Origin of the sequence: Subtercola boreus (assembly GCF_003399635.1) — a bacterium.
GTDB lineage: Bacteria > Actinomycetota > Actinomycetes > Actinomycetales > Microbacteriaceae > Subtercola > Subtercola boreus_B.
Genome location: NZ_NBXB01000011.1, coordinates 138,922 through 165,005, shown reverse-complemented (window position 1 = coordinate 165,005; position 26,084 = coordinate 138,922). Strand labels below are relative to the sequence as shown.

The following is a 26,084-nucleotide window of genomic DNA, read 5'->3' as shown; positions in this document are numbered from 1 at the left end:
CGTCGGGCGAATAGGCTATGGGACTATGTCCCGAATTACGAAAGTCCTCATTGCCAACCGCGGCGAGATCGCGGTGCGCGTGATCCGGGCAGCGAAAGACAGTGGAATCGGCTCCGTCGCCGTCTACGCCGACCAGGACAGGGATGCCCTGCACGTGCAGCTCGCCGACGAGGCCTATGCCCTCGGTGGCACCACCAGCGCCGAAACATACCTCGTGATCGACAAGATCCTCTCGGTCGCCAAGCGATCCGGCGCTGATGCCGTGCATCCGGGCTACGGCTTCCTCGCCGAGAACGCCTCCTTCGCCCAGGCCGTCATCGACGCCGGGCTGATCTGGATCGGCCCCTCCCCCTCGGCCATCGAGCTGCTGGGCGACAAGGTGTCGGCCCGGCACATCGCCGAGCGCGTCGGCGCACCGCTCGCACCCGGCACGCTCGATCCGGTCTCCGGAGCCGACGAAGTGCTCGAGTTCGTGGCCCAGCACGGCCTGCCGGTCGCCATCAAGGCTGCGTTCGGCGGCGGCGGCCGCGGCCTGAAGGTGGCGCGCACCGTCGAGGAGATCCCCGAGCTCTTCGAATCCGCGACCCGCGAGGCGATCACCGCCTTCGGCCGCGGCGAGTGCTTCGTCGAGAAGTACCTCGACCGGCCGCGCCACGTCGAGACCCAGTGCCTCGCCGACGCCCACGGCAACGTCGTGGTCGTGTCGACCCGCGACTGCTCGCTGCAGCGGCGACACCAGAAGCTCGTCGAGGAGGCCCCCGCGCCGTTCCTCAGCGAGGCGCAGGTCACCGAGTTGTATCGCGCCTCGAAGGCGATCCTCACGGAGGTCGGTTACGTCGGAGCAGGCACCTGCGAGTTCCTCGTGGCGGTCGACGGCACGGTCTCGTTCCTCGAGGTGAACACGCGCCTGCAGGTCGAGCATCCGGTCTCCGAGGAGATCACCGGCATCGACCTCGTGCGAGAGCAGTTCCGGCTGGCCGCCGGCGGCGTACTCGGGTACGACGACCCCGCCCCCCGAGGGCACTCCTTCGAGTTCCGCATCAACGGCGAAGACGCCGGTCGCGGATTCCTGCCGAGCCCCGGCCCGGTGCACGTCTTCAAGGCGCCGGGCGGCCCGGGCATCCGCGTCGACAGCGGAGTGCAGGCGGGCGACGTCATCTCCGGCTCGTTCGACTCGCTGCTCGCCAAGCTCATCGTCACGGGAGCCACGCGCGAGGAGGCCCTCGAACGCGCCCGGCGCGCGCTCGACGAGTTCGAGGTCGCGGGGCTCCCCACCGTTCTGCCGTTCCACCGCGCCATCGTGCGCGACCCGGCCTTCGCACCCGCCGCCGGCACACCCTTCGGCGTCTACACCCGGTGGATCGAGACCGAGTTCGACAACACGATCGAGCCGTGGAGCGGGTCACTGGATGCCGCCACCCCTGCCCCCGCCCTCAACACGGTCGTGGTCGAGGTCGACGGCAAGCGCATCGAAGTCGTGCTGCCCGAACGCCTGATGGCAGCGGCCTCCGGTGGATCGCGAGGCCGCAGCCAGACCATCGGGGCCGCCCCCCGGCGGAGCGCGGGCTCGTCGGTGAGTGGAAGCTCCACCGGCAACGCCGTGAAGGCTCCCATGCAGGCCACCATCGTGAAGGTCGCCGTCGCCGAGGGCGACAGGGTCGTCAAGGGCGACCTGATCCTCGTGCTCGAGGCGATGAAGATGGAGCAGCCCATCCAGGCCCACAAAGACGGCACCGTCACGTCGATCGATGCTGCGGTCGGCGCGACCGTCTCGTCGGGCCACCGGCTGCTCGAGATCACCGACAGCGCGGCATAGCCCCCGCCTCACGCGCTGCCACCACCCCCGCGCCCTGCCGCCCACCCCTGCGCCCTGCCCGAACGGGTGGTGGTGAGTTGACCGGTGAGCCGCAGGCAGGAGGCGGCGTCGGCGGGGCGTGAGAACATGGGGACATGCCGTCTTCCGCCTTTCCGCTGGTCGACGCCGCCGACATCGTGCGACTCGTCGGCCGGGGAGCATACGACCGGGGCCGGGCCTACGCACGGGGCGAATCCGTGCTCGGGCTGCGGTGGAAACCGGATGCCCGTGCGGACGCCGAGCCCGGGGAGGACGGCAGAGCGCCAGAGGCTGTCGACGAAGCGCCCACCGGCAGCGGCGGGGCCCTGGCAGCTGAGGTCGTGGGCACCGGACCCCTCCCGTACCTCTGCCGCGCGCGGCTCACCCGCATGGCGAACGGATACTGGCTGCCGCTCAGCTCCACCTGCTCCTGCCCGGTGCAGACCAACTGCAAACACGTCGCCGCGACCCTGTTGAGCAGTAACCAGGCACACCTCCGCGACCTTGGCCATGCAGAGAACGGTGCGCTGTCGGCACCCCGGGCCCACCTGCCGGCCGATGTCGGCGAGGGCGGAGCCCGGCGACTCCGCGCACTCGACGGGGAGGAAGGCGGATCGCCTTCGGCTCCGACCCCGAATCCCTCGCCCGAGCCGACCGCCGGGCTGCTCGACGTCGAGAGTCACGCCGACGCCGCGATGGCATGGGATCGCGGGACGGAGTGGTATCCGAGCCTGGCCCCCGCGGTCATCCGCAAGCCCGAGGTCGACGAGGGGGATTGGCGCGCGATCGTCGGCGGTGCCGCGGGTGCGGCGAGCCGGCCGGGTGGCGGTGCCGACGCGACATCCAGAACCAGATCGGCGGGCCGCGTGCGAGGCGGCACACCGAGACCGCCCACCCGCATGGGGCTGCAGTTCGAGGTGCGCGAATTCGTCCCACGCACACGGGAGCAGTGGCGGGGGCCGGCGTCGCGACCCGCTCAGGTGGCGAAGGCGCGCGACGACACGATCGGGCAACCGCCACGGAGGCTGGGGGTTCGGCCTGTCATCCGCTCCGATTCCGGCGGATACATCAAGGCGAACGTCACTTGGTCGTCGTTCACGCACCAAGTGAACCGGCTGAACCTCGAGCCGGAGCACCTGCGCTGGTTCGCCCAGTTCGCCGCGGTGCACCGGGCGACGCGGGAGCTCTACACCGGGCACGAGACGGACTGGTTGTACCTCGACGAGTTCACGAGCCCGCTGCTCTGGCACCTACTCGACGAGGCCGCGAGGCTGGGGATTCCGCTTCTCGGCACGAAGAAGAGCGCGGTCATCAGCCGGGGATCCGAGGGCTCGGTGCGACTCGACGCGACCCGCGGAACAGCGGGCGCGCTGCAGCTCGCCGCCGTCGCCGTGATCGACGGCAGCGCATCGCCGCGCGAGTCGGTCGGGGCGATCGGCGCCCACGGCGTGTACACCTACGAGCTCCTGCCCGCGCTCCGCGTGAACATCGCGCCAGTCCCGAACGGGCTGAGCGAGCAGGCGCTGGGGCTGCTCGACCGGAACACCGACATCGTGGTGCCGCCCGATGAGGTCGAGGAGTTCGTCGAAGACTTTCTCCCGCGGCTGCGACGCGCGATCGACGTCGACAGTCCCGACGATTCTGTGGAGCTGCCCGGGGTGGTTCCGCCGGTGCTCGTGCTTGCAGCACGGTTCCGCGCGAAGAACGTGCTCTCGCTCGACTGGAGCTGGGAGTACGCGGTGGGTTCACGGATGGCACGGATGGCGCTCTACCCGGATGCCGACGGTGAGAGCCGACCCGACGACACCAGCACCGTGCTTCGCGATCCCACGACGGAGCGCGAGACGCTCGCCCGCGTGACGGAGGTGCTCGCCGCCGAGCCCGACGGCGCATCCATCGAGGCGCTCGACGCGTTCGGCGACCTGGATGTCGCCGCGCTCGAACCGCTGAATCCCAGTCTGGCGCTGCACGGCTACGACGCGGCGATCTTCACCGACAAGACTCTGCCGAGGCTGGAGGGCCTGCTCGGGCTGCGCGTGGATGTCGTCGGACGCCGGCCCGACTATCGCGAACTCACGGGCGAGCCGGAGCTCACGTTCACCACCGTCGAGAGCGACAAGCGGGACTGGTTCGACCTCGGCGTCGTGGTGAACGTCGGCGGCTACCAGGTGCCGTTCGGGCCGCTCTTCAAGGCGCTGGCGAAGAACCAGAAGAAGCTCCTCATGGTCGACAAGACCTACCTGACGCTCGATCATCCGGTATTCGACCGGTTGCGCGACCTGCTCGACGAGGCGAACACCCTCGACGAGTGGGAGACCGGCGTGCGCATCAGCCGCTACCAGTCGAGTCTCTGGTCGGAGTTTGAAGAACTCGCCGAAGACACGGTGCAGGCTGTCGCCTGGCGGGAGGCGGTCACCGGGCTGAACGAGCTGACGGACATCCCCAAGCCGGAAGTGCCGCCGGGCGTTCAGGCGACACTCCGCCCCTACCAGGTCGAGGGATTCCAGTGGCTCGCGTTCCTCGAGCAGCAGCGGCTCGGCGGCGTGCTCGCCGACGACATGGGCCTCGGCAAGACGCTCCAGACGCTCGCGATGCTGGCGCACGCGCGGAATGCGGCTCCGGATGCTCCGCCCTTTCTCGTCGTCGCGCCGACGTCTGTCGTGTCCAACTGGCTGGCCGAGGCCGCGCGTTTCACTCCGGGGCTGCTCGTTCGGGGCATCACGTCGACCCAGGCGAAGAGCCGGCAGAGCGTTTCGGATGCCGCGGTGGGAGCCCACGTCGTTGTGACGAGCTACACGCTGTTCCGGCTCGACGCTTCCGCATACCGCGCTGTCGAATGGTCGGGCCTGATCCTCGATGAGGCCCAGTTCATCAAGAACCACATGTCGAAGCTGCACGAATGCGCCAAAGAACTCGACGCTCCCTTCAAGTTGGCCATCACGGGAACTCCTCTCGAGAACAACCTGATGGAACTGTGGTCGCTCTTCGACATCGTCGCACCCGGGCTCTTCCCGGCGGCGAGCCGATTCACGGAGGAGTATGTGCGCCCGATCGAACGGATGCTCGACGACTCCCTGATGCCAAAGCTCCGGCGACGCATCCGGCCGCTCATGATGCGGCGCACCAAGCAGCTCGTCGCCCCCGAGCTACCGGCAAAGCAAGAGCAGGTGCTTCAGATCGCCCTCTCCCCCGCGCACCGTCGGCTCTACGACACCTTCTTTCAGAAGGAGCGACAGAAACTCCTCGGCCTGGTGGACGATCTCGACAAGAACCGGTTCATCGTGTTCCGCTCGCTCACTCTGCTCCGGATGCTGAGCCTCGACGCCTCGCTCATCGACGAGAAGTACCGGTCGATCCCGTCGAGCAAGCTCGACGCCCTGCTCGAACAGCTCGACGATGTCGTGGCGGAGGGGCACCGCGCCCTCATCTTCAGCCAGTTCACCTCGTTCCTCGGGCTGGCCGCCGAGAGGCTGGCGGCAGCGGGCATCGCCTTCGAGTATCTCGACGGCTCCTCCCGCAACCGCGCGAAGATCATCGAATCGTTCAAATCGGGTACCGCCCCCGTCTTCCTGATCAGCTTGAAGGCGGGCGGATTCGGACTCAACCTCACCGAGGCCGACTACGTCTTCCTGCTCGACCCCTGGTGGAATCCCGCCACCGAGTCGCAGGCGATCGACCGCACCCATCGCATCGGGCAGACGAAGAGCGTGAACGTCTACCGCCTCGTCGCCCAGGACACCATCGAGGAGAAGGTCATGGCGCTGAAGGAGCAGAAGTCGAAGCTCTTCGACGCCGTGATGGACGACGACGCCGTCTTCAGCAGCGCCCTTACCGCGGATGACATCCGCGGCCTGCTCGCGTAGCGCGACCGCCCCGCACACAATTCAGGACATTTGCGCCGCCAGGCCCACATGCTCGACGGTGGCGCTCTCCTCCTGAATTGTGCACGGGCGTGAGCCTGGGCCGGGGCTTCGACGACCGGGCGAAGGGGCCGCCGATTCAGATCGTTAGAGGCCGCAGGCCTCGCGCCAGTACCAGCAGCCTGTGCTGCCGGGCGATGGCGCGACCGTGATCGATACCGTTTGAGCCGTCGCACCCGCAACATTCGCAGCGACGAGATCGAAGGTGAAGGTTCCGGCTGTGGTCGGTGTGCCGGCGAGGGTGCCGGTGCCTGCGTCGACCCCGATTCCGGGAGGGAGGAAGCCGACGGCGGAGAAGGTGATCGGATCGAGACCGGTGACTGTGACACCGGAGCTGTAGGCGTCTCCCACCCGAGCCGACGCGACAGGTGCCGTGGCGAAGGTCGGGCCCAGGCCGAACCTGGTGACCGTGCTCGAGAGCGCATTGGCCGTGTAGAGCTGGCCGTATCCACTGATGGCCGCTGCTTCCGGCGTCTCGGCGCTCGAGAGCTGTGCCACGACGGGGGTGAAGCGACCCGTCGACTCGAACAGGGAGACGGAGGCTGTTCCGAGGTTGGTCACGAAGACATTCCCGTGGCGGTCGGAGGTGACGTTGTAGGGATACGAATCCGGCGGCATCAGTGTCGTCGTCGCGGGAGCTGAGCCCGGCGGAAGTGCGAGGTCGATACTGCTCACCGTGTTGTCTCCCGAATTCGCGGTGTAGAGCTGCCCCCGATTGTTGCTGGTGACCGAGATCGGCATCGCCCCGGAGTCGAGCACGGCGAAGCGACGGTCCACGGTTGCGGCACCGGCGCCGTCGAAGGCGACCCGGGAGATCGTGCTGTCGGCCGCGTTCGCCGTGTAGACCGAGCCTGCCCAGTCGGTCATGATGTCGACTGGCCCTGATCCGATGGCCAGCGCGTAACGCCCCAACACGTCGCCGGTGGGCGCGAGCTTCACAACAGCTGCGGGCGAGTGGGTGGCGACGAAGATGTTGCCGAACAGGTCGACCGTCACGGATTGGGGAAGTTGGCCGTCGAGTTCGGTTCCGAGACGCACAGAGAAAGCAGCGTTGATGGTGCCCGTTGTGCCGTCGACCCGCCAGACGGTGCTCGCGAGGTAGCTCGACACGTAGAGGGAGCCGTGGCCGTCGGTCGCGAACGAGTTCGGCTGCGAGAACGACGGGAACTCAGCATGGAAGTGCGCGTCGAACGTACCGTCGGGGTGGATCTTGCTGATCGACTCGTTGCCGGTGTTCAGCGTGTAGATGTCGCCGGAGCCGTCGACGAGGATGTGCGAGGGCTCCGACCCCGCCGCAAGCGAGGCGAACGGATCGGTGACGTCGGGCGCAGCCTGGGCGGCGGGCATCCCCGCAGAGAGGAGAGCAGCGACGAGGGGCAGGGCGGCGAGGAGCCGGAGTTTCATGGCGTGGTGACTTTCGTTCGACGATGCAGACCGTCGAACGGCGACGACACCCGCCCCCGAACGTGAGCATAGTTCACGAAAGAGCGCGCCCGCCACCGGCGTGCACAACCCCGGGCATCACCGCCCCTGTGGACGAGAAGACGGAGGAGCCCTACAGAACGATGTGCATCGCGCGAGCGGCATCCGTGATCGACCCGGTCAGCGACGGGTAGACCGTGAACGCCCGCGACACCTGGTCGACCGTGAGCCGGTGCTCCACGGCCAGCGCGATCGGGAAGATCAGCTCCGAGGCCTTGGGCGCCACGATGACGCCGCCGATGACCGTGCCCGACCCGGTGCGCGCGAACAGCTTGACGAAACCGTCCTTGATGCCCATCATCTTCGCCCGCGGGTTCTCCGAGAGCGGCAGCTTGTAGATGTCGCCCTGCGCGATGCCCTCCTCGATCTGCCGCTGCGTCCAGCCGACGGTCGCGATCTCGGGCTGCGTGAAGATGTTCGACGCCACGTTCCTGATCTCGGTCGGATTCACCGCATCGCCCATCGCGTGGAACATCGCCGTGCGCCCCTGCATCGAGGCGACGGAGGCCAGCGGCAGGAACGTCGTGCAGTCCCCTGCCGCGTAGATGCTCGGCACGCTCGTGCGGGCGACTCGGTTGACGCGGATGTGTCCGCTCTCGGTGAGCTGCACGCCCGCCTCCTCGAGCCCGATACCGGCTGTGTTGGGCACCGCTCCGACGGCCATCAGGCAGTGCGAACCTTCGACGGTACGCCCGTCGGAGAGCGTCGCGATGACGCCGTTCTCCGTACGCACCACGGAGTCGGCCCGCGACTTCGACAGCACGGTCATCCCGTTCCGGCGGAAGACGTTCTCGATCACCGCGGCGGCATCCGCATCCTCGCCCGGCAGCACCTGGTCGCGGCTCGAGATCAGGGTCACCTTGGAGCCGAGAGCGGTGTAGGCAGAGGCGAACTCGGCGCCCGTCACGCCCGATCCGACCACGATGAGGTGCTCGGGGATCGACTGCAGGTTGTAGAGCTGCGTCCAGGTGAAGATGCGCTCGCCGTCGGGCATGGCGCTCGCGAGCAGGCGCGGGCTGGCGCCCACCGAGATCACGGTGGTGTCGCCCTCGATGCGATCGAAGTCGACACCGTCGGGGCCACCGGTCGAGACGATGATGGCATCGGGTCCATCGAGCCGGCCCTCGCCCTGCACGATCTTCACACCCGAGCGGATGAGCGTCGACTTCATGTCTTCGGACTGCTGGCGCGCGAGCCCGAGCAGCCGCTTGTTGACGGCAGCGATGTTCACGGCGACGTCGGGACGGATCGGCCGGCCCGCGTCGGTGCGGGCGAAGAACTGCACGCCTAGGTCGGCCGCGTCGCCGATCGCGTTGGCTGCCTCGGCCGTCGCGATCAGGGTCTTCGAGGGCACGACGTCGGTGAGAACGGCGGATCCGCCCACCCCGACCCGCTCGATCAGGGTGACTTCCCCACCGAGCTGGGCTCCGGCGATGGCCGCTTCGTACCCGCCCGGCCCACCGCCCAGAACGGTGATTCTCTGCTTGCGCTCGAATTCATAGGCCATGCGTCCATTGTTCCCCAGCCGCCCATCTGCCGACAAACTCCACAGGTTCCGGTTTGCTCCCAGAAGATGACGATTGTGTTAACTACAGTAAAGACATGTCTTCTGCAGCAGCCCTGAACCCCCTCGACCAGCCGGACTCGAGCCCCTTCGACATCGCCCGTGAGGCGGCCGGCCAGATCGCCGAGAAGAGCGGCATCGAGAAGCACGACATCGCCCTCACGCTCGGCAGCGGCTGGGCGAAGGCGGCCGATCTCATCGGTGAGACCGTCGCCACGATCCCGGCCACCGAGATCGTCGGCTTCAGCGCGCCCGCCGTGATCGGCCACGTCGGCTCGCTCCGATCGGTGCGCCTGCCGGGCGGCAAGCACGCACTCGTGATCGGTGCGCGCACCCACTACTACGAGAGCCATGGCGTCCGCCGGGTGGTGCACAGCGTGCGAACGGCGGCAGCAACGGGCGCGAAGGTGATGATCCTCACCAATGGTGCCGGCGGAATCCGCGAGACGTGGACGCCGGGCAGCCCGGTGCTGATCAGCGACCACATCAACCTCACCGCCGACTCGCCGCTCGAGGGCGCCACCTTCATCGACCTCACCGATCTCTATTCGAAGCGCCTCCGCGACGTCGCCCGGTCGGTGGATGCCGAACTCGACGAGGGCGTCTACGTGCAGTTCCGCGGGCCCCACTACGAGACCCCGGCCGAGGTACAGATGGCCAAGGCGATCGGCGGCCACATCGTGGGCATGTCGACCGCCCTCGAGGCGATCGCGGCCCGCGAGGCGGGCATGGAGGTGCTCGGCATGTCGCTGATCACGAACTTGGCGGCGGGCATCCAGAAGACGCCGCTCTCGCACAAAGAGGTCCTCGAGGCCGGCCAGCAGGCCGAGCCGGTCATCACTGCCCTCCTCGCCCGCATCGTGGCGGCCCTGTGAGCGCGCGCGGCGAGCTCGCCACCGCCGCACACGCCTGGATCGCGCAGGATCCCGACGAGGAGACCCGGGCCGAACTGACTGCGCTCGTCACGGCAGCGCAGGGCGGCGACGAGACGGCGGTCGCCGAGCTCGCCGACCGCTTCGACGGCAGGCTGGCCTTCGGCACGGCAGGGCTCCGCGGTGCGATTGCGGCGGGCCCCAACCGCATGAACCGGGTTCTCGTGGCCCAGGCCGCGCGCGGTCTCGCCGACTTCCTGCTCGAACGCGCAGCCCCGGGTGAGGTGCCGTCGGTGGTGGTGGGCTACGACGGGCGAAAGAACTCCCAGGTCTTCGCCACCGACTCCGCCGAGCTGCTCGCCGGGGCGGGTGTGCGGGCGATCCTGCTGCCGCGGCTGCTACCGACTCCGCTCGTCGCCTTCGCCGTGCGGCATCTGGGCACGAGTGCCGGCGTCATGGTCACGGCCTCGCACAATCCGCCGAACGACAACGGCTACAAGGTGTATCTCGGCGACGCCGACGAGGGGTCGCAGATCATCGCGCCGGTCGACTCCGAGATCGAGGCCCACATCCTGCGCGTGGCCTCGGCCGGGCCGATCTCCGAGCTGCCCCGTTCGAGTGAGTACGAACTCGCGCCGGAATCGGTCTTCGAGGCCTACGTCACCCAGACAGCCGCTGTGAGCTGGCTTCCGGCTGCGGAGATCGGTGCGCAGCCGCGCGTCGTCTACACCGCGCTCCACGGCGTGGGCTGGGAGGCGTTCTCGCGCGTGCTCGGTGCGGCAGGGTACATCGAGCCCGACGTTGTGACAGCGCAGATCCGGCCGGATGCCCGGTTCCCCACGGTCGCATTCCCGAACCCCGAGGAGCCCGGCGCCCTCGACCTGGCGTATGCGGCGGCTCGTTCCGGCGGGGCGCAGCTCATCATCGCGAATGACCCTGATGCCGACCGGCTCGCCATCGCGATGCCCGACAAGGGGTCCGACTCGGGCTTCCGCCGGTTGACCGGCAACGAGGTGGGAGCGCTTCTCGGCTGGCGGGCGGCCGAGGCCTACGCGGCGGAGCGCGGCCGGAAGTCGTCGGCTCCCGGTGACATGCCGCGCCCCACGCTGGCCTGCTCTGTCGTCTCCTCGCCCGCTCTCGCCGCCGTCGCCCGGGCGTATGGGCTGGGGTTCCAGGAGACGCTAACCGGGTTCAAGTGGGTCTCCCGCGTGCCGGGGCTCATCTTCGGATACGAGGAGGCCCTCGGCTACCTCGTCAACCCGCAGACCGTTCGCGACAAAGACGGAATCTCCGCTGCTGTGGCACTGCTGGCTCTCGCGAGCGACCTCGCAGTCGACGGTTTCACGCTCGACGACCAGCTCGACCGTTTCAGCGAGAAGTTCGGTCACTTCGGTTCGGCCCAGATCTCGCTGCGGGTCAGCGACCTCACGCTCATCCAGACCGTGATGAGCCGGCTGCGCGCCGTACCGCCGACGACGATCGGCGGCATCGACGTGGCCGCCATCGACGATCTTGCGGCGGGTTCAGGGGAGCTTCCGCCGAGCGACATCCTGCGCATCCGGATGGACGACGGATCGCGCATCATGGTTCGCCCCAGCGGAACAGAGCCGAAGCTCAAGGTCTATATCGACGTCTCGAGCACCTCGGGCAGGCTGGAGAAGCGCAAGAAGTCTGTGGCGCTCCGACTCGGGGCCCTCGAGGCCGGCATGCGCGAGCTGGTCTCGTGACAGACGAAATCCCCGGCCCCAGCAGCGGATTCGTACAATCGCTCGCGCGGGGGCTGAGTGTCATCCGCGTGTTCTCCCGCGACACCCCGCGCATGACGCTCAGCGACATCTCCCGCGCCACTGGGCTCACCCGGGCGACCACCCGGCGCTTCCTGATGACCCTGATCGAGCTCGGCTATGTGCGAAGCGACGGCCGGGACTTCGCGCTCACGGCGAAGGTGCTCGAGCTCGGCTTCAGCTACCTCTCGGGCATCACGCTGCCCGAGGTGGCCCAGCCGCACCTCGAAGAACTCTCCCACGCGATCGGCGAAGCCACTTCGGCGGCCGTGCTCGACGGTGCCGACATCGTCTACGTGGTGCGGGTTCCGACGCACCGCATCATGTCGGTCGGCATCAACCTCGGCACACGACTGCCCGCCTACGCGACATCCATGGGCCGGGTGCTGCTCGCCGGTCTCGCACCGGATGCCCTGGACGACTACCTGCACCACGTGAAGCTCCAGGCGCTGACCGAACGCACCGTCGTCTCCGAGAGCGCCCTCATCAGGGAGCTCGACAGGGTGCGGAGCGCCGGCTGGACAGTGGTCGACCAGGAGCTCGAACCGGGCCTCCGCTCGATCGCAGCGCCCCTCCGCGATGAGAGCGGCGCGGTTGTCGCGGCGATCAACATCTCGACGGCGGCGTCGACCGGCACGAGTGACACCGTGCGCGAGAAGTACCTGCCAGCGCTCCAGGCCACCGCGAGCGCGATCACGGCCGACCTCGTGCTCGCCGAGCGGGCGGAGCGTTTCGGCCGGTAGCGGTCGCTGCGCGGGTGGTCGATGGGGACGCGTTGTCGCAGCCGGCCCGTGCGGCAGGCGACCCGCCGCGACCGTCAGCCGAGCGCGGCCTCGAGCTTCGCCGTCAGTTCGTCGAGGTCGAAGTAGTTCTGCACCACGATCACATCGGCGTTCGTCTTGCCGAGCCGGTCGACGAACTCCGGCGATGTGAGGATCACCTGCGCATCGGCCGCAGCGACGGCGACGCTGGCCAGATCGGTGGCGGTCACCTCGGCCTCGATGTCGAGTCGTGCCAGGGCCCGCTCGGCATTCACCTTGAGAATCCCTGACGTACCCACGCCGGCCCCGCAGATCGCCACGATCTTCATGTCATTCTCCGTCAGTGTTCGTCGAGTCTGCCACCGGTCACGATACTCCCGGAACCTCGAAGACCGCCCGCACGTCTGCCGCGCTCCGAGCCGCACCGAGCCGGCCGAGAGCCGCCGGGTCGTTGAACACGTTCGCCAGTTCCGCGATACCCGCCACATGCTCATCGGCAGTGATCACGGCCAACCCGAGCACAATCGACACCGGGTCGTTGTACGGATGCCCGAACACCACGGGTTCCGCGAGCGTCACCACCGACATCCCCGACGCCAGCACGTCGGGCCCGGGCCGTGCATGAGCGAGGGCGAGCCCCGGCGCGATGACGATGTAGGCACCGAACTCCTCGACCATGCCGACCATCCGCGCCCCGTACGACTGCTGCACGAAGCCGGCGGCCTGCAACGCCTCTCCCGCGAGCAGAACAGCACCTCTCCAGTCGGCTGCTGTTCGGCCGAGGAGGATTGCCGCGTCGGGGAGGGCGAGCATCCGGTACGCCTACGCTTCGTCGAAACCTTCGGAGATGACGTCAGCCAACTCCTCACGGTCTTCGAGGGGAAGGAATGTGGCCGCAGCAGCATTCAACTGGAATGTCTCGAGGTCGGTGAGGTCGTAGTCGAACACGTCTGAGAGGAGCGCCAGCTCACGACTGATTGTCGTGTTGCTCATCAGCCTGTTGTCGGTGTTCACCGTCACCTTGAAGCCGAGCTGGTAGAGCAGGTCGAACGGATGATCGGCCAGGTCGTCGCCCCAGCGGCTCACCGCTCCGGTCTGCAGGTTCGACGACGGCGAGAGCTCGAGCGCGATCTCGCGATCCTTCACCCACTGGGAGAGCCCGCCGAGCGTCACGTAGGTGCTCTCGTCGTCCTGACGCTCGATGGTGATGTCTTCGGCGAGGCGCACGCCGTGCCCGAGCCGGAGCGCGCGCCCGTCGAACAGGGCACCGCGGATGCTGTCGAGCCCGTCGGCCTCGCCGGCGTGCACCGTCACCGGGAAGAACTGCTGGGCGAGGTAGTCGAACGCAGCGCGGTGGTTGCCCGCGGGGAAGCCGAGTTCGGCGCCGGCGATGTCGAAGCCCACGACCCCGCGGTCGCGGTGCCGCACGGCGAGCTCGGCGATCTCCATCGCACGGTCGGCGTGGCGCATCGCGGTCACGAGTTGCCCGATCCGGATGATTCGACCGGCCGCCCGCGCATCGTCGATGCCCTGTTCGATGCCGGCCTGCACCGCCTCGACCGTCTCGTCGAGCGTCAGCCCGGTCGAGAGGTGCTGCTCGGGAGCCCAGCGCACCTCGCCGTAGACGACGCCATCGGCGGCGAGATCCTGCACGAATTCGCGGGCGACCCGGCTGAGCCCCTCGCGGCTCTGCATGACGGCGATCGTCACGTCGAACGTCTTGAGATAGTCGACGAGCGAGCCCGAGCTCGCGCTCGTCTCGAACCAGTCGGCCAGGTCATCCGGAGTGGACGCCGGAAGGGCGAAACCGATCGAGTCGGCCAGCTCGACGATCGTCTCCGCGCGGAGGCCGCCATCGAGGTGGTCGTGCAGCGACACCTTCGGCAGGGAACTGATACTGATGTCGGTTCCGCTCAGAAAATATTCTTCGCCTCTGTCAGACATCTGGTTCCTCCTGTGGTGTGCGAGGCGTGAGGCCCCGTTGCGGTTCCGGTGCGAGCACCGAGCAGAACACAATCTATCGGAACAGTGTGACAGCGGCGACGGAACGACGGATCAGGCGGCTCCGCCGTGCAGGGAGTCGGCGATCTCCCGGGCGGCGTTGCCGGCACGCTCCCGCACGAAATCGCTGGTGCGGTCGCTGAAGCTCGTCGCCACGTAGGGCACGGTGAGCACGGCAAGCGCGTGGCGCGGCAGAGCTCCGCCTGCGGGACCGAACGCGCGAGCACTGCCGAACACCGGGAACACGATGTCGGTGACGCCGGGCTGCAGCGCATCGGGCTGCTCGAGGTACCCTCTCGCCCGGATCTCGGCCAAAGCGGGCCGAGATCCGGAGACAGTGTCTGCAGCTGCGGCTGCGGCTGCGTTTGCGGCTGCGCCCGCTTCCCGCCCGTTTGAGAACGCGAGCTGAACCAGCCCCGACGCCGTCGTCTCGACCGGGAACAATGCCCCGACACGCACCTGGAACCCGAAGTCGCTCGGGCTCACGACCTGCGCCACCACGCGCATCCGCCCGGCATCGAGAACGCTGAGGTTGCACGACGAGCGGGTCTCGTCGGCCAATCGCCGCATCGGGGGCAGGGCTGCGGCGACCAGCGAGCGGAGAGGCTCCTGGCGGTGCGCCAGCTCGAACAGCATCGTCGAGAGCAGATAGAGCCCCGAGCCCGCATCACGGTAGAGATAGCCGCGCCGCTCGAGCAGGGTGAGCACGCGGAAGATCTGCGTGGCGCTCCGGCCGATCGCCGCGGCGATCTGCGCCTGGCTGAGCCCCGTGTCGCTGCCGGCCAGCAGCTCGAGAACGTCGAGCGCCTTGTCGAGGGCCGGAACAGCGTAGTCCGGGCCCGACACCGAGTCATCCACCGCGCGCGATCGTGTGCCGCGCATCCGCCGCCCTCCCCTACTCCGACGCCGACATCGCGGTGAGCATCCGGCGCGCAATCGTGCGCTCGATGTCATCCGGCACCGGCTGGGCGCCCGCCGGGAGCGACCCCGAAGCAGCTTCCAGGGCGATGCGCTCGAGCGAGAGGGTCTGCAGCAGAAAGCCAAGATCCATGGACTGGATCGAGTTGCCCTTGGGCGAGCGCCCCGCCAGGTTGAACATGCGCCCCTGGGCGAGGAGCACGAGGTGACGTCCGTCCGGCATCTCGATGCGGTCGATCGCCTCGTCGACCGCGCGACTCGAGACGCTCGACGCGAGGAGCGCCGGCACGTCGATCTCCCACGGAAAGTGGCCGCAGTTGGCGAGGATCGCACCGTCGTGCATCCGGTCGAAGACCTCCGCGCCGACCACGCCCGGGCGGCCTGTCGCTGTGATGACCCCGTCGGCCCACGGCGCGAGATCGACCGCCGTCGAGACCCGGAACCCGTCGAGCGCCGCCTCGAACGCCTTCAACTCGTCGATCTCGGCGACAGCCACCTTGCCGCCGAGCGAACGGAGGTAATGCGCCACTCCGCGCCCGCACCAGCCGTAACCGACCACGACGAACCGTGCCCCCGGCACCATCAGGTTCGTGATGCGCATGAAGCTCTCCGCCACCGACTGGCCGACCGCGTGCTTGTTCTCGCCGATCTGCTTCAGCAGGCTGTCGTTGATCACGATCACCGGGAACGGCACCTGGCCCGCGAGTTCGGTGCGCAGCCGGTCGCCGCCCGAGGTGGTCTCCTCTGTGCCACCCAGGATGCTCGCGGTGCCGCCGCGCGCGATGATCCCGGCCGCGAGATCCCCGCCGTTGTCGAGCAGGATGCTCGGCCGGGCGTCGAGCACACGGGAGACGTTCGCGTGGTGCGCGTCGAGGTCGTCGTCGCGGCGGCCGAAGATCGTAAGACGGCGGCCCTCCACCTCGACGCCGTTGAGGTAGGCGACGATGTCGTCCTGGGTGGAGCCGTGATTGCCGGTGCCGACGATCTCCGCACCGCCCGCCGCAAGCGTCTCGACGAGAACGGCCGTCTTGGGCTCGACGTGCAGCGACATCCCGATCCGGTGGCCCTCGAAGGGTCGGGTTCGGGCGAAATCCTCCCGGGCCCTTGCGAGCAGGGGCATGCGTGACCGGATCCACTCCACTCTGCGGGCTCCGGATGCTGCGTCGACGTCATTCCTCGTATCGGTCATGCCGCACATCCTTTCATATATGAAGACACATTTCATATATGATGACCAGATCCATTTCCCGATGCCGAAGGGCCAGCCATGCCGCGCAAGATCATCCTCGACTGCGACCCCGGGCACGACGACGCCATTGCGATCCTGCTCGCGCACGGCAACCCTGACGTCGAACTGGTCGCCGTCACGACGGTCGTCGGCAACCAGACGCTCGACAAGGTGACGCGGAACGCCCTCTCCGTGGCGCGCGTCGCCGGCATCACCGGGGTGCCGTTCGCAGCCGGCGCCCCGCGGCCCCTCGTGCGGAAGATCGAGGTCGCCGAGACCATCCACGGCGAATCCGGGCTCGACGGGCCCGTACTTCCCGAGCCGACCATCACCCTCGACCCGCGTCACGCCATCGACCTCATCATCGACACGATCATGGCGCACGAGTCCGGCGAGATCACGCTCGTGGCCACCGCCGGCCTCACGAACATCGCGATGGCCGTGCGGAAGGAGCCGCGCATCGCGTCGCGCGTGCGGGAGATCGTGCTGATGGGCGGCGCCTACGCGGGCGGCAACTGGAGCGCGACCTCCGAGTTCAACATCATCATCGACCCGGAGGCCGCACACATCGTCTTCAACGAGGCCTGGCCGCTCACGATGGTGGGGCTTGACCTCACCCACCAGGCGCTCGCAACGCCGGCCGTCGCGGCGGCCATCGCGGCCATCGACACCGCGCCGGCCCGCTTCGTCGGCGAACTGCTGGAGTTCTTCGGCGAGACCTACCGCAAACACCAGGGCTTCGACTCGCCCCCCGTGCACGACCCGTGCGCGGTCGCCTACGTGATCGACCCAACCATCATGACGACCCGCCGCGTGCCGCTCGACATCGAACTCACCGGAACGCTCACGCTCGGCATGACGGTCGCGGACTTCCGCGCGCCGGCTCCGGATGACTGCACCACCCAGGTCGCGGTAAAACTCGATCACGCGCGCTTCTGGGCCCTCGTGACGGAGGCCCTCGAGCGCATCGGCGACCCCGCGCAGTAGCCTGCGCCCGGCCGCCCCCGTGCCTGCCCCCCGCGAGCCGGGCGAAGGGACCCATATCGCGCCAAAGGTGGAGGATTGCCGCGATTTGCGTCCCTTCGATCCCTCCGTATGGGCGCGAGGGGGAGGCTGTGGCGGCGTTCACCTCAGCGTCATTGACGAGCGAGAGGTTGTAGCGCACGGCGCACCATGGCTCGTCAGTGTGAGGCACGCTGCGCGGGCGCGGGCGCCGGGGCGCGGCAGCGCCGCGGGTCAGCGGGGCGCGATGCGCTCCGCCACGAGGGGGCCGCGGTCCACGTACTCCGACGCAGGGCCGATGGCGTACGCGCCGTCGAGCGCCTCGAGGGCCCGCTCGAAGCGGGACGGCTCGTCGGCGCTCAGCGTGAACAGGGGCTGACCGGCCACCACGGTGTCGCCCGCCTTGGCGTGCAGGTCGATGCCCGCCGCGTGCTGCACGGGATCCTCGGCCCGGGCGCGCCCCGCGCCGAGCCGCCAGGCCGCGATACCGAACGGCAGCGCGAGCTGCTCGAGCAGCACCCCCGACGTGGGAGCCAGCACCGTGTGCGTCTCGCGGGCGACCGGCAGCGCGGCATCCGGATCCCCGCCCTGGGCGCGGATCACGGCTCGCCACGAGTCCATCGCCTGCCCGGAGGCGAGCGCGCCCGCGACATCCGCGTCGGGCTGCCCGGCGAGAGCGAGCATCTCGGAGGCCAGCGCGAGCGTCAGCTCCACCACGTCGGCCGGTCCGCCGCCGGCCAGCACCTCGACCGATTCGCGAACCTCGTTCGCGTTGCCGATCGCCAGCCCGAGCGGCCGGTGCATGTCGGTCAGCAGAGCCGACGTGACCACTCCGGCGTCGTTGCCGAGGTCGACCATTGTCTGGGCGAGTTCCCGCGATTTGACGATGTCCTGCATGAACGCACCCGACCCGAACTTCACGTCGAGAACGAGCGCAGCGGTCCCCTCGGCGATCTTCTTCGACATGATCGACGACGCGATGAGCGGTATCGCCTCGACCGTCCCCGTGATGTCCCGCAGGGCGTAGAGCTTCTTGTCGGCCGGCGCGAGGCCGCTGCCCGCCGCGCAGATGACGCCACCCACCGAGCGCAACTGCTCGAACATCTCCTCGTTCGACAGCGTTGCCCGCCAACCCGGGATGCTCTCGAGCTTGTCGAGCGTTCCGCCGGTGTGCCCGAGGCCCCGACCGGAGAGCTGCGGCACCGCCACCCCGAACGACGCCACCAGCGGCATCAGCGGGAGGGTGATCTTGTCGCCCACTCCGCCGGTGGAGTGCTTGTCGACGGTGGTCTTGCCGAGCCCCTCGAAACTCATCGTCTCGCCGCTCGCGATCATGGCCAGCGTCAGGTCGCGGATTTCCGACCTCCCCATACCGTTCAGCAGGATCGCCATCGCCATGGCTGCCATCTGCGAGTCTTCGACGTAGCCGCGGGTGTAGGCGTCGATCATCCAGTCGATCTGGGAGGTCGTCAACGCCCCGCCGTCACGCTTGGTGCGGATCAGGTCGACGACGTCGTGGGCTTCGATGCTCATGTGGTGCTCCCAGGTGTGGGTGGTGGTGGATGATCGGGACGGGCCGGCCTCAGGACCCGGCCGTCGCCTCGCTGTACGCGACCAGCGTGCGCGGCCCGAACGCATCGGGCAGCACCTCGTCGATGGTGCGGATGCCCGACACCGTCTCGAGCAGCATCCCCTCGGCCGAGTGTTCGTAGAGCAGCTGTCGGCAGCGGCCGCACGGCATCAGTGCGCCGCCCTGCCCGTCGACGCAGGTGAACGCGACGAGCTTGCCGCCGCCGGTCATGTGCAGCGACGAGACCAAGGCGCACTCGGCGCAGAGTGTCAGCCCGTAGGAGGCGTTCTCGACGTTCGCGCCGGAAATGATCCGCCCGTCGTCGACGATCGCCGCCACGCCGACCGGGAAGTGCGAGTACGGCACGTAGGCGTGGATGGCTGCTTCGTTCGCGACGGCGCGCAGGGCATCCCAGTCGACCGGGGCTGTGGACATGACGATGCTCCTAGGATTTTATGTAGGGTTTGCCGGATGCCGCAGGGCCCCGCGAGCGGCCCACCAGCCCGGCCACGGCGAAGATGGTCAGCACATACGGAAGCATGAGCATGAACTCCGACGGCACCGGCGAACCGATGATGCCGAGCGAACTCTGCAAGTTGGTGGCGAAACCGAACAGCAACGCGGCAAGAGTCGCTCTGATCGGGTCCCACTGTCCGAAGATCACCGCCGCGAGGGCGATGTAGCCGGCGCCGGCCGTCATCTCCTTGTTGAATGCACCCACGGAGCCGAGGGTGAAGTATGCCCCACCGAGCCCGGTGATCGCACCGGCGAGCATCACATTCCAGAAGCGTGTTCCATTGACGTTGATGCCGACAGTGTCGGCGGCCTGTGGATGCTCGCCCACTGCCCGCACACGCAGACCCCACTTGGTGTGGAATAAGGCGAAGAACACCACAGCGACAGCGATATACATTAGGTAGACGATGATGGTCTGCCGGAACAGCGTCGGACCGATGAGCGGGATCTCGCTCAGCAACGGGATGTTGATGCGGTCAAAACGCACCGGCGAGTTCAAGATCTCGGCGTTCTTCGAGAGCACCTGCGAGAAGAGAAAGTTCGTGAGGCCGATCACGAGCACGTTGAGCACGACACCCACGATGACCTGGTCGACCAGGTACTTGATGGCGAATGCCGCCAGGACGAACGATACGAGAGCGCCCGCTATCGCGGCTGTGATGAGCCCCAGGACCGGCAGTCCGGTGACAGACGTGACCACTGCCGCCATGAAGGCGCCGGCGAGCAGCTGACCTTCGATCGCGACGTTGACCACACCCACGCGTTCGGAGATGACTCCGCCCAGTGCACCGAAGATCAGAGGTACCGAGAGCGATACCGATCCGACGAGGAGCCCGGCCACCTGGATCGGCAGCGAGGCCCCGGCGTCGGCCCAGGCAAGGAAGCCGAACAGGAACAGCACGCCGAGAACGGCGGTCAACCAGAGCGGAACGCGCCGATTGACCCGGACGAGCAGGAAGCCGACGATCGCAATGACAACCAGCAGGACGGTCACGATCAGACCGGTGGGTCGAGCGACCACAACCACGTCGGGCAACTGAATGAGGTCATTGTCGCCCGAGAGCGTAAACGTCGACAAGCCGTCTCGGCCGAGGATGACGAACAGCAGAAGTGCGATCAGGGCGAAGACGGCGTAGCCGATCGGAGCCTTCCAACTCTTCACGATGGTCTTTTCGAGGCCCTTCGACGAGTCGGGGTGCTCGTGCTGGGTGGCCGACGAGACGGCGCCCGGGTCCACGACTTCGACTCCGAGGTTGCCCGATCCGGTGATGGGTGAACTCATTTCGCTGCCACCGCCTTCGAGAGTGCGACCGGTTTCTTCTTGACTGCCACGCCGGGCGTCGGGAGCCGGAAGACAGCCCGCACGAGCGGCGGCGCGGCGATGAACAGCACGATGAGCGACTGCACGACGAGCACGATGTCGACGGGGATGCCCTGGCCGGCCTGCATCGAGAATCCGCCGGCTTTGAACGCGCCGAACAGGATGCCCGCCACGAAGATGCCCCACGGCTTGGACCGCCCGAGCAAGGCCACAGTGATGGCGTCGAACCCGATCCCTGCGTCGATGCCGGAGGAGAACCCCGTGGTGACGGTGCCGAGCACCTGGGCGACACCGGCAAGACCGATCAGCCCACCCGAGAGCAGCATCACGGTGACGTAGGAACGCTTCACGTCGATACCGGCGACCCGCGCGGCGTTCGGGTTGATCCCGACGGCACGGAACTTGAAGCCGAGGCTCGAACGGGAGAGCAGCCACCAGACGAACACCGTCGCGGCGATCGAGACCAGCAGCCCCGCGTGCAGGTTGTAGCCCGGCCCGAGCAGGTCGGGGTACACCGCCGTCGGCAGCATCGCCGGCGTCTTCGGGTTGTTCGACCCCGGCGCCTGCAGCAGCCCGGGCGTGCGGAGCATGTATGACACGAGGTAGACGGCGACGTAGTTCAGCATGATCGTCACGATCACCTCGTGCGCGCCCGTTCGCGCCTTGAGCAGACCGACGATGCCGCCCCAGATCGCGCCACCCGCGATGCCGGCCAGAACGGCGAGCACGAGGTGGAGGCCGTAGGGCAGCGGGAAGGAGTACCCCACCCAGCCGGCGGCGGCCGCAGCGATGAGCATCTGCCCCTGGCCGCCGATGTTGAACATCCCCGCGCGGAACGCGAGGCCCACGCCGAGACCGGCGACGATCAGCGGCGTCGCGAAGGTGAGCGTGTCGGTCAGCGGCTTGATGCCCTTGGCGAAGTCGAGAGCCCCGAAGTTGTAGACCGAGCCCTGGAAGAGTGCGCCGTAGGCTCCGGAGACCGACACCCAGATGGCGTTGATCGTGTCACCGGGACGGGAGAAGAAGTAGCCGGAGGCCGCCTGGACGTTCTCGTCGGTCAGCGCGATCAGGATGCCGCCGACGATCAGCGCCAGCACCACCGCGAGAATCGAGATGACGACGCTGCCACCCGCGATGTCCCGCAGGACCTGGTTCGACTTCGGCGCCGGAGCGGAACCGGTCGACGAGCCGGCCGCGGGGGTGGGGGCCGGCGTGGGGGCAACTGCAGTGTCGCTCACAGAAGCGCTCCTTCTATTGTGTCGGTCTCGACGGTCGTGATCACATCGGGTACCTCGCCCGCCATCATCAGCCCGAGGACGTCGCGTGAGGTGTTGCCGGGAACGATCCCGACGATGCTGCCGCGGTACATCACCGCGATGCGGTCGGCCAGCGCGACGACTTCGTCGAGCTCGGTCGAGACGACGATGACGGGAACTCCCGAGTCGCGCGTCTCGACGATGCGCTTGTGCACGAATTCGATCGAGCCGACGTCGATGCCGCGGGTCGGCTGGGCGGCCACGAACAGCCGGAGATCACGGCTCAGTTCCCGGGCGAGCACGACCTTCTGCTGGTTCCCGCCCGACAGGCGGCCGACAGCGGTCTGGATGCCCTGCGAACGCACATCGAACTCGCGGGTCTTCTCTTCGGCGAACTGGTTGAGATAGTTCAGCTGCAGCGTGCCGCGCTTCACGAACGGTGCCGTGTTCGACCGGTCGAGCATCAGGTTCTCGGCGATCGTGAACTCACCGACCAGACCGTCGTGGTTGCGGTCTTCGGGAACGAAGCCCACCCCGGCCTCGAGCACGCCGTTGACGCTCATGCCGACGAGGGACTGACCGTCGAGCGTGATCGAGCCGAGCACCTTCTCCTGCAGCCCGATGATCGCCTCGCTGAGCTCGGTCTGGCCGTTGCCCTGCACACCGGCGATCGCCAGGACTTCTCCGCGGTGCACCTCGAAGCTGACGTTGTTCACCACAAGCTGGCCGACGGCATCCACCACCGACAGGTTCTCGACGACCAGGGCAGCGTCGCCGGGCCTTGCGAGTTCTTTGTGCACCGTCAGCTCAACTGCGCGGCCGACCATGAGCGAGGCCAGTTCGGCGTTCGACGCGGTCGGTTCGGCCTCGCCGACCACCTTGCCGAGCCGGATGATCGTGATGCGATCCGCGATCTCCCGCACCTCGCGGAGCTTGTGGGTGATGAAGACGATCGAGGTTCCCGCGTCGCGGAGCTGGCCCATGATGACCATCAACTCGTCGGTCTCCTGCGGGGTGAGCACCGCAGTCGGCTCGTCGAACACCAGCACCTTCGCGTCGCGGCTGAGCGCCTTGATGATCTCGACCCGCTGCTGGACACCGACGGGGAGGTCGTCGACCAGGGCGTCGGGGTCGAGGTCGAAACCGAAGCGCGCGCTGATCTCCTTCACGCGGGCCCTGGCCGCTGTGAGGTCGAGCCGCCCGCCGGCCTTGGTCTGTTCGTTGCCGAGCATCACGTTCTCGGCCACCGTGAAGACGGGGATGAGCATGAAGTGCTGGTGCACCATGCCGATGCCCGAGCCCATCGCATCGCCCGGGCCGGCGAAGTGCTGCACAACGTCGTCGAGCAGGATCTCGCCCTCGTCTGCTTGGTAGAGGCCGTAGAGCACGTTCATCAGTGTCGACTTGCCCGCGCCGTTCTCACCGAGCAGGGCATGGATCTCCCCCGGCTTCACCACCAGGTCGATGTGGTCGTTGGCTACGAGAGAACCGAAACGCTTTGTGATACCACGCAGTTCGAGCTTCATTGTTTCAATCTACCTGTGGGTCGGATGGTTAAAAAGAGGGTGGGGAAACCGGACGTATCCGGTTCCCCCACCCGAGCCAGCAACGGGCTGGGTACTACTTGGTGAGGTACGACGTCACGGGAATGGAACCCGAGATGATGCTTGCCTTGATGGTGTCGAGTTCACCCTGGAGGCCTCCGTCGACCTTGCTGGAGAAGTTGTGGAACGGCGCGATGCCGACACCGTCGTTCGACAGATCGCCGATGTAGGCGGCGGTGTCGAAGGTGCCGCCGGTGGCCGCTGCCTTGACGACGTCACTGGTGGCCTGCTTGATGCCCTTCAGCACGGAGGTGAAGTAGAGGCTGTCGTACGTCGGGAAGGTGTCGAACACGTCAGCGTCGGCACCGAGCAGGGCGACATCCTTGCCGGAGTCGGTGATGGCGGCACCGGCACTCTGGAAGATGGGTCCACCCACGGGCAGCAGGACGTCTGCACCCTGGTCGATGAAGTTCTGCGCCGTGGTCTTGGCGGTGTCGTTGGCCTCGAAGCCACCGGTGAAGGTCGCCGAGTCGGGGCTCTTCGGGTCGTAACCGAGCACCTGGATCGACTTCGACTTCTGCGTGTTGTAGTACGCGACGCCCTGGGCGAAGCCGTCCATGAAGATGGTGACGGTCGGGAAGTTCATGCCGCCGTAGGTCGCGACCTTGCCGGCCTTGCTGTAGCTCGCCGAGGCGTAGCCCGCGAGGAAGGCGGCCTGTGCGGTGTTGAAGAGGATCGGCTTGATGTTCGGCGCGTCGGTCTTGCCATTGAAGTCGTTGTCGGCGGCGTCGTCGATGATGGCGAAGTCGACGGTCGGGTTCGCGAGCGCTGCCGTCACGGTGGCAGCCGAGAGGGCAAAACCGACGGTGACGATGAGCGTGCAGTTCTGCGAGATCAAGCTGTCGATGTTCGGCGCGTAGTCGGTCTCAGCGTTCGACTGCACTTCGATCGCCTTCACGCCGACGGCTGCGGCGCCGTCCTTCAGGCCCTCGTCGCCCAGCTGGTTGAACGACTTGTCGTCGAAGCCACCGAGGTCGGAGACCATGCAGGGCTTGAAGTTCGCGGCGGCCGAAGCGGTCGGTGCGCTCGACGACGAGGTGGCCGGAGCCGACGCGCAGCCGGCGAGCAGGGCTGCCGTTGCGATGGTGGCCAGGCCACCGAAGACCAGACGGCGTTTGGTGTTGCTCAAGATGTCCTCCAAAAGGTTGCCCCGGGACGGGGCGCAGGTGCTGTGGGGATACACGTTACCCAAAGTCATGAGCGCCGTCTTGCCTCAGGGTCGCTTTGGAGCGCAAGCGTTACAAAGACGTGGCGACCCGTTAATACTGCTGAAATGTTCACGCCGGGATCTGGCGCTCGGCGCAGATATCAGGCGCGGAACGCTCCTCGGCGCGCGTTACTGGGGCTGGCTGGGCGATGTCACAACAACTTTGCCCGAGACGATGTCCGCCTTCAACGCAGTCACCTCGTCGGCGAGCCCTGCCGGGAGGCTCGACTCGAGGTCGTGGTAGGGCGCGAGGTCGACGCCGCTGTTGGCGAGGGTGCCGATATAGGCGGCACTGTCGAACGTGCCCTTCGAGTCGTCTCCGACGATCTGTTCGACAGCATCACCGGTCTTCTTCATGACGCTCGTGAGCAGAATCGGCTTGTACTCAGCCGGCAGGGTGTCGTACCCATCGTTGTCGACCCAGATGATCTTGGCGCCGCCGGACTCCGAAGCGGCTGCGGCGGCACCCTCGCCGACCTGGCCGGCGACGGGCATGATCACATCTGCGCCCTGGTCGATGAAGGCCTGTGTCACCGTCTTGCCCTTGTTGACGTCTTCGAAGTCGCCGGTGAAGACGCCGTCCTGGCCCGCCTTGTCCCAGCCGAGGGCCAGCACGCTCGTTCCGTGTGCGGCGTTGTAGGCGGCGACACCGTCGACGAATCCGTCCATGAAGAGAGTGACGGGCGGCTGGTTGCCGCCGCCGAAGGTCGCGACCTTCCCCGTCTTCGACACACCGGCGGCGAGATAGCCCGCGAGGTAGGAGGCCTCGGCCGTGTCGAACAGGATCGATTTGACGTTCGGCGCGGTCACCTGCTCGTCGACGATCGCGAAGTGGGTCGACGGATGCGACGCCGCCTGGGCACTCGTCGCATCGGCGAGTTCATAGCCCACCGTGAGCACGAAGCCGCAGCCACTGTTCACGGCCTGCTCCACGTTGGGAGCGAGGTCGGTCTCGTTCGTCGACACCAGCACCTTGGCCGTGATGCCGAGGTCGGCCTCCGCTTTCTGGAGGCCCTCCCAGCTGGACTGGTTGAACGAGCGGTCATCGATACCACCCGAGTTCGTGACCATGCGCGCGCAGTAGGCGCTGGCCGACGAGGTCGACGGCGCGGGGGCAGGCGAGCATCCGGCCAGCACCAGGGCGACAGACGCAGCGACGGCGAGAACGGAAACGGCGCGAGTGGTCGACTTCATGGGAACAAACCTATCCGTCGGCCAAGCCGTCAGACGGCGCCGTTGCGCAA

At 67.7% G+C, this 26,084-nt stretch carries 20 protein-coding genes; 6 read left to right on the top strand and 14 right to left on the bottom strand.

Going from position 1 to position 26,084, the window contains the following annotated elements; genetic code table 11:
• Positions 1 to 25: 25 nt before the first annotated feature.
• Both B7R22_RS03285 and B7R22_RS03280 read left to right on the top strand, forming a co-directional pair.
• Positions 26 to 1,816, top strand: a complete 1,791-nt coding sequence (locus B7R22_RS03285; RefSeq protein WP_116410378.1) for an acetyl/propionyl/methylcrotonyl-CoA carboxylase subunit alpha — start codon at positions 26 to 28, stop codon at positions 1,814 to 1,816.
• A gap of 134 nt (positions 1,817 to 1,950) precedes the next feature.
• A complete protein-coding gene (locus B7R22_RS03280; protein WP_116410377.1) occupies positions 1,951 to 5,697 on the top strand; it encodes a DEAD/DEAH box helicase in 3,747 nt (1,248 codons plus the stop codon).
• A gap of 144 nt (positions 5,698 to 5,841) precedes the next feature.
• Here the strand turns inward: B7R22_RS03280 and B7R22_RS03275 are convergent, their stop codons facing one another.
• On the bottom strand, positions 5,842 to 7,158 hold the full coding sequence (locus tag B7R22_RS03275; RefSeq protein ID WP_116410376.1) for a putative Ig domain-containing protein: 1,317 nt from the start codon (positions 7,156 to 7,158) through the stop codon (positions 5,842 to 5,844).
• Between the two features lie 151 nt (positions 7,159 to 7,309).
• Positions 7,310 to 8,743, bottom strand: coding sequence for an NAD(P)H-quinone dehydrogenase (locus tag B7R22_RS03270; RefSeq protein ID WP_116410375.1), 1,434 nt, complete (start codon positions 8,741 to 8,743; stop codon positions 7,310 to 7,312).
• Between the two features lie 95 nt (positions 8,744 to 8,838).
• Between B7R22_RS03270 and B7R22_RS03265 the strand changes: the two genes are divergently transcribed.
• The 3 genes from B7R22_RS03265 to B7R22_RS03255 are packed head-to-tail and all read left to right on the top strand — an operon-like array spanning position 8,839 to position 12,199.
• Positions 8,839 to 9,675, top strand: coding sequence for a purine-nucleoside phosphorylase (locus B7R22_RS03265; RefSeq protein WP_116410374.1), 837 nt, complete (start codon positions 8,839 to 8,841; stop codon positions 9,673 to 9,675).
• Positions 9,672 to 11,399: a phospho-sugar mutase gene (locus B7R22_RS03260; protein ID WP_116410373.1), complete on the top strand. Its 1,728-nt coding sequence runs from the start codon at positions 9,672 to 9,674 to the stop codon at positions 11,397 to 11,399. The genes B7R22_RS03265 and B7R22_RS03260 overlap by 4 nt, the downstream gene beginning before the upstream one ends.
• Positions 11,396 to 12,199, top strand: coding sequence for an IclR family transcriptional regulator domain-containing protein (locus tag B7R22_RS03255; RefSeq protein WP_116410372.1), 804 nt, complete (start codon positions 11,396 to 11,398; stop codon positions 12,197 to 12,199). Before B7R22_RS03260 ends, B7R22_RS03255 begins: the two co-directional genes overlap by 4 nt.
• A gap of 74 nt (positions 12,200 to 12,273) precedes the next feature.
• Here B7R22_RS03255 and B7R22_RS03250 read toward each other — a convergent pair whose 3' ends face one another.
• From B7R22_RS03250 to B7R22_RS03230, 5 genes are all read right to left on the bottom strand, one after another.
• On the bottom strand, positions 12,274 to 12,546 hold the full coding sequence (locus B7R22_RS03250) for a PTS sugar transporter subunit IIB (protein ID WP_116410371.1): 273 nt from the start codon (positions 12,544 to 12,546) through the stop codon (positions 12,274 to 12,276).
• Positions 12,547 to 12,583: 37 nt separating this feature from the next.
• The gene (locus tag B7R22_RS03245; protein ID WP_116410370.1) at positions 12,584 to 13,030 is read right to left on the bottom strand and encodes a PTS sugar transporter subunit IIA; all 447 of its coding nucleotides are present in this window, start codon (positions 13,028 to 13,030) and stop codon (positions 12,584 to 12,586) included.
• 9 nt (positions 13,031 to 13,039) lie between these two features.
• Positions 13,040 to 14,161, bottom strand: a complete 1,122-nt coding sequence (locus tag B7R22_RS03240; RefSeq protein WP_116410369.1) for an adenosine deaminase — start codon at positions 14,159 to 14,161, stop codon at positions 13,040 to 13,042.
• Between the two features lie 111 nt (positions 14,162 to 14,272).
• Entirely contained in the window at positions 14,273 to 15,100 is an 828-nt protein-coding gene (locus B7R22_RS03235; protein ID WP_116410368.1) for an IclR family transcriptional regulator, read from the bottom strand.
• A gap of 13 nt (positions 15,101 to 15,113) precedes the next feature.
• The gene (locus B7R22_RS03230; RefSeq protein WP_116410367.1) at positions 15,114 to 16,325 is read right to left on the bottom strand and encodes an adenosylhomocysteinase; all 1,212 of its coding nucleotides are present in this window, start codon (positions 16,323 to 16,325) and stop codon (positions 15,114 to 15,116) included.
• A 78-nt stretch (positions 16,326 to 16,403) separates the two neighbouring features.
• Between B7R22_RS03230 and B7R22_RS03225 the strand changes: the two genes are divergently transcribed.
• Positions 16,404 to 17,351, top strand: a complete 948-nt coding sequence (locus tag B7R22_RS03225) for a nucleoside hydrolase (RefSeq protein WP_116410366.1) — start codon at positions 16,404 to 16,406, stop codon at positions 17,349 to 17,351.
• 249 nt (positions 17,352 to 17,600) lie between these two features.
• Here the strand turns inward: B7R22_RS03225 and B7R22_RS03220 are convergent, their stop codons facing one another.
• The 7 genes from B7R22_RS03220 to B7R22_RS03190 all read right to left on the bottom strand — a co-directional run bounded on the left by B7R22_RS03220 (position 17,601) and on the right by B7R22_RS03190 (position 26,034).
• A complete protein-coding gene (locus B7R22_RS03220; RefSeq protein ID WP_116410365.1) occupies positions 17,601 to 18,899 on the bottom strand; it encodes a thymidine phosphorylase in 1,299 nt (432 codons plus the stop codon).
• Between the two features lie 49 nt (positions 18,900 to 18,948).
• Positions 18,949 to 19,371, bottom strand: a complete 423-nt coding sequence (locus B7R22_RS03215) for a cytidine deaminase (protein WP_116410364.1) — start codon at positions 19,369 to 19,371, stop codon at positions 18,949 to 18,951.
• Positions 19,372 to 19,381: 10 nt separating this feature from the next.
• Complete coding sequence (locus B7R22_RS03210; protein WP_116410363.1) at positions 19,382 to 20,734, bottom strand: ABC transporter permease; 1,353 nt, start codon at positions 20,732 to 20,734, stop codon at positions 19,382 to 19,384.
• On the bottom strand, positions 20,731 to 22,011 hold the full coding sequence (locus tag B7R22_RS03205; protein WP_116410362.1) for an ABC transporter permease: 1,281 nt from the start codon (positions 22,009 to 22,011) through the stop codon (positions 20,731 to 20,733). Before B7R22_RS03205 ends, B7R22_RS03210 begins: the two co-directional genes overlap by 4 nt.
• Positions 22,008 to 23,555 carry an ABC transporter ATP-binding protein gene (locus B7R22_RS03200; RefSeq protein ID WP_116410361.1) on the bottom strand — a complete coding sequence of 516 codons (1,548 nt, stop codon included), beginning with the start codon at positions 23,553 to 23,555 and terminating at the stop codon, positions 22,008 to 22,010. Before B7R22_RS03200 ends, B7R22_RS03205 begins: the two co-directional genes overlap by 4 nt.
• 94 nt (positions 23,556 to 23,649) lie before the next feature.
• Complete coding sequence (locus B7R22_RS03195) at positions 23,650 to 24,762, bottom strand: BMP family lipoprotein (protein WP_253258849.1); 1,113 nt, start codon at positions 24,760 to 24,762, stop codon at positions 23,650 to 23,652.
• Positions 24,763 to 24,969: 207 nt separating this feature from the next.
• Positions 24,970 to 26,034, bottom strand: coding sequence for a BMP family lipoprotein (locus B7R22_RS03190; protein ID WP_116410359.1), 1,065 nt, complete (start codon positions 26,032 to 26,034; stop codon positions 24,970 to 24,972).
• Between the last annotated feature and the right edge of the window lie 50 nt (positions 26,035 to 26,084).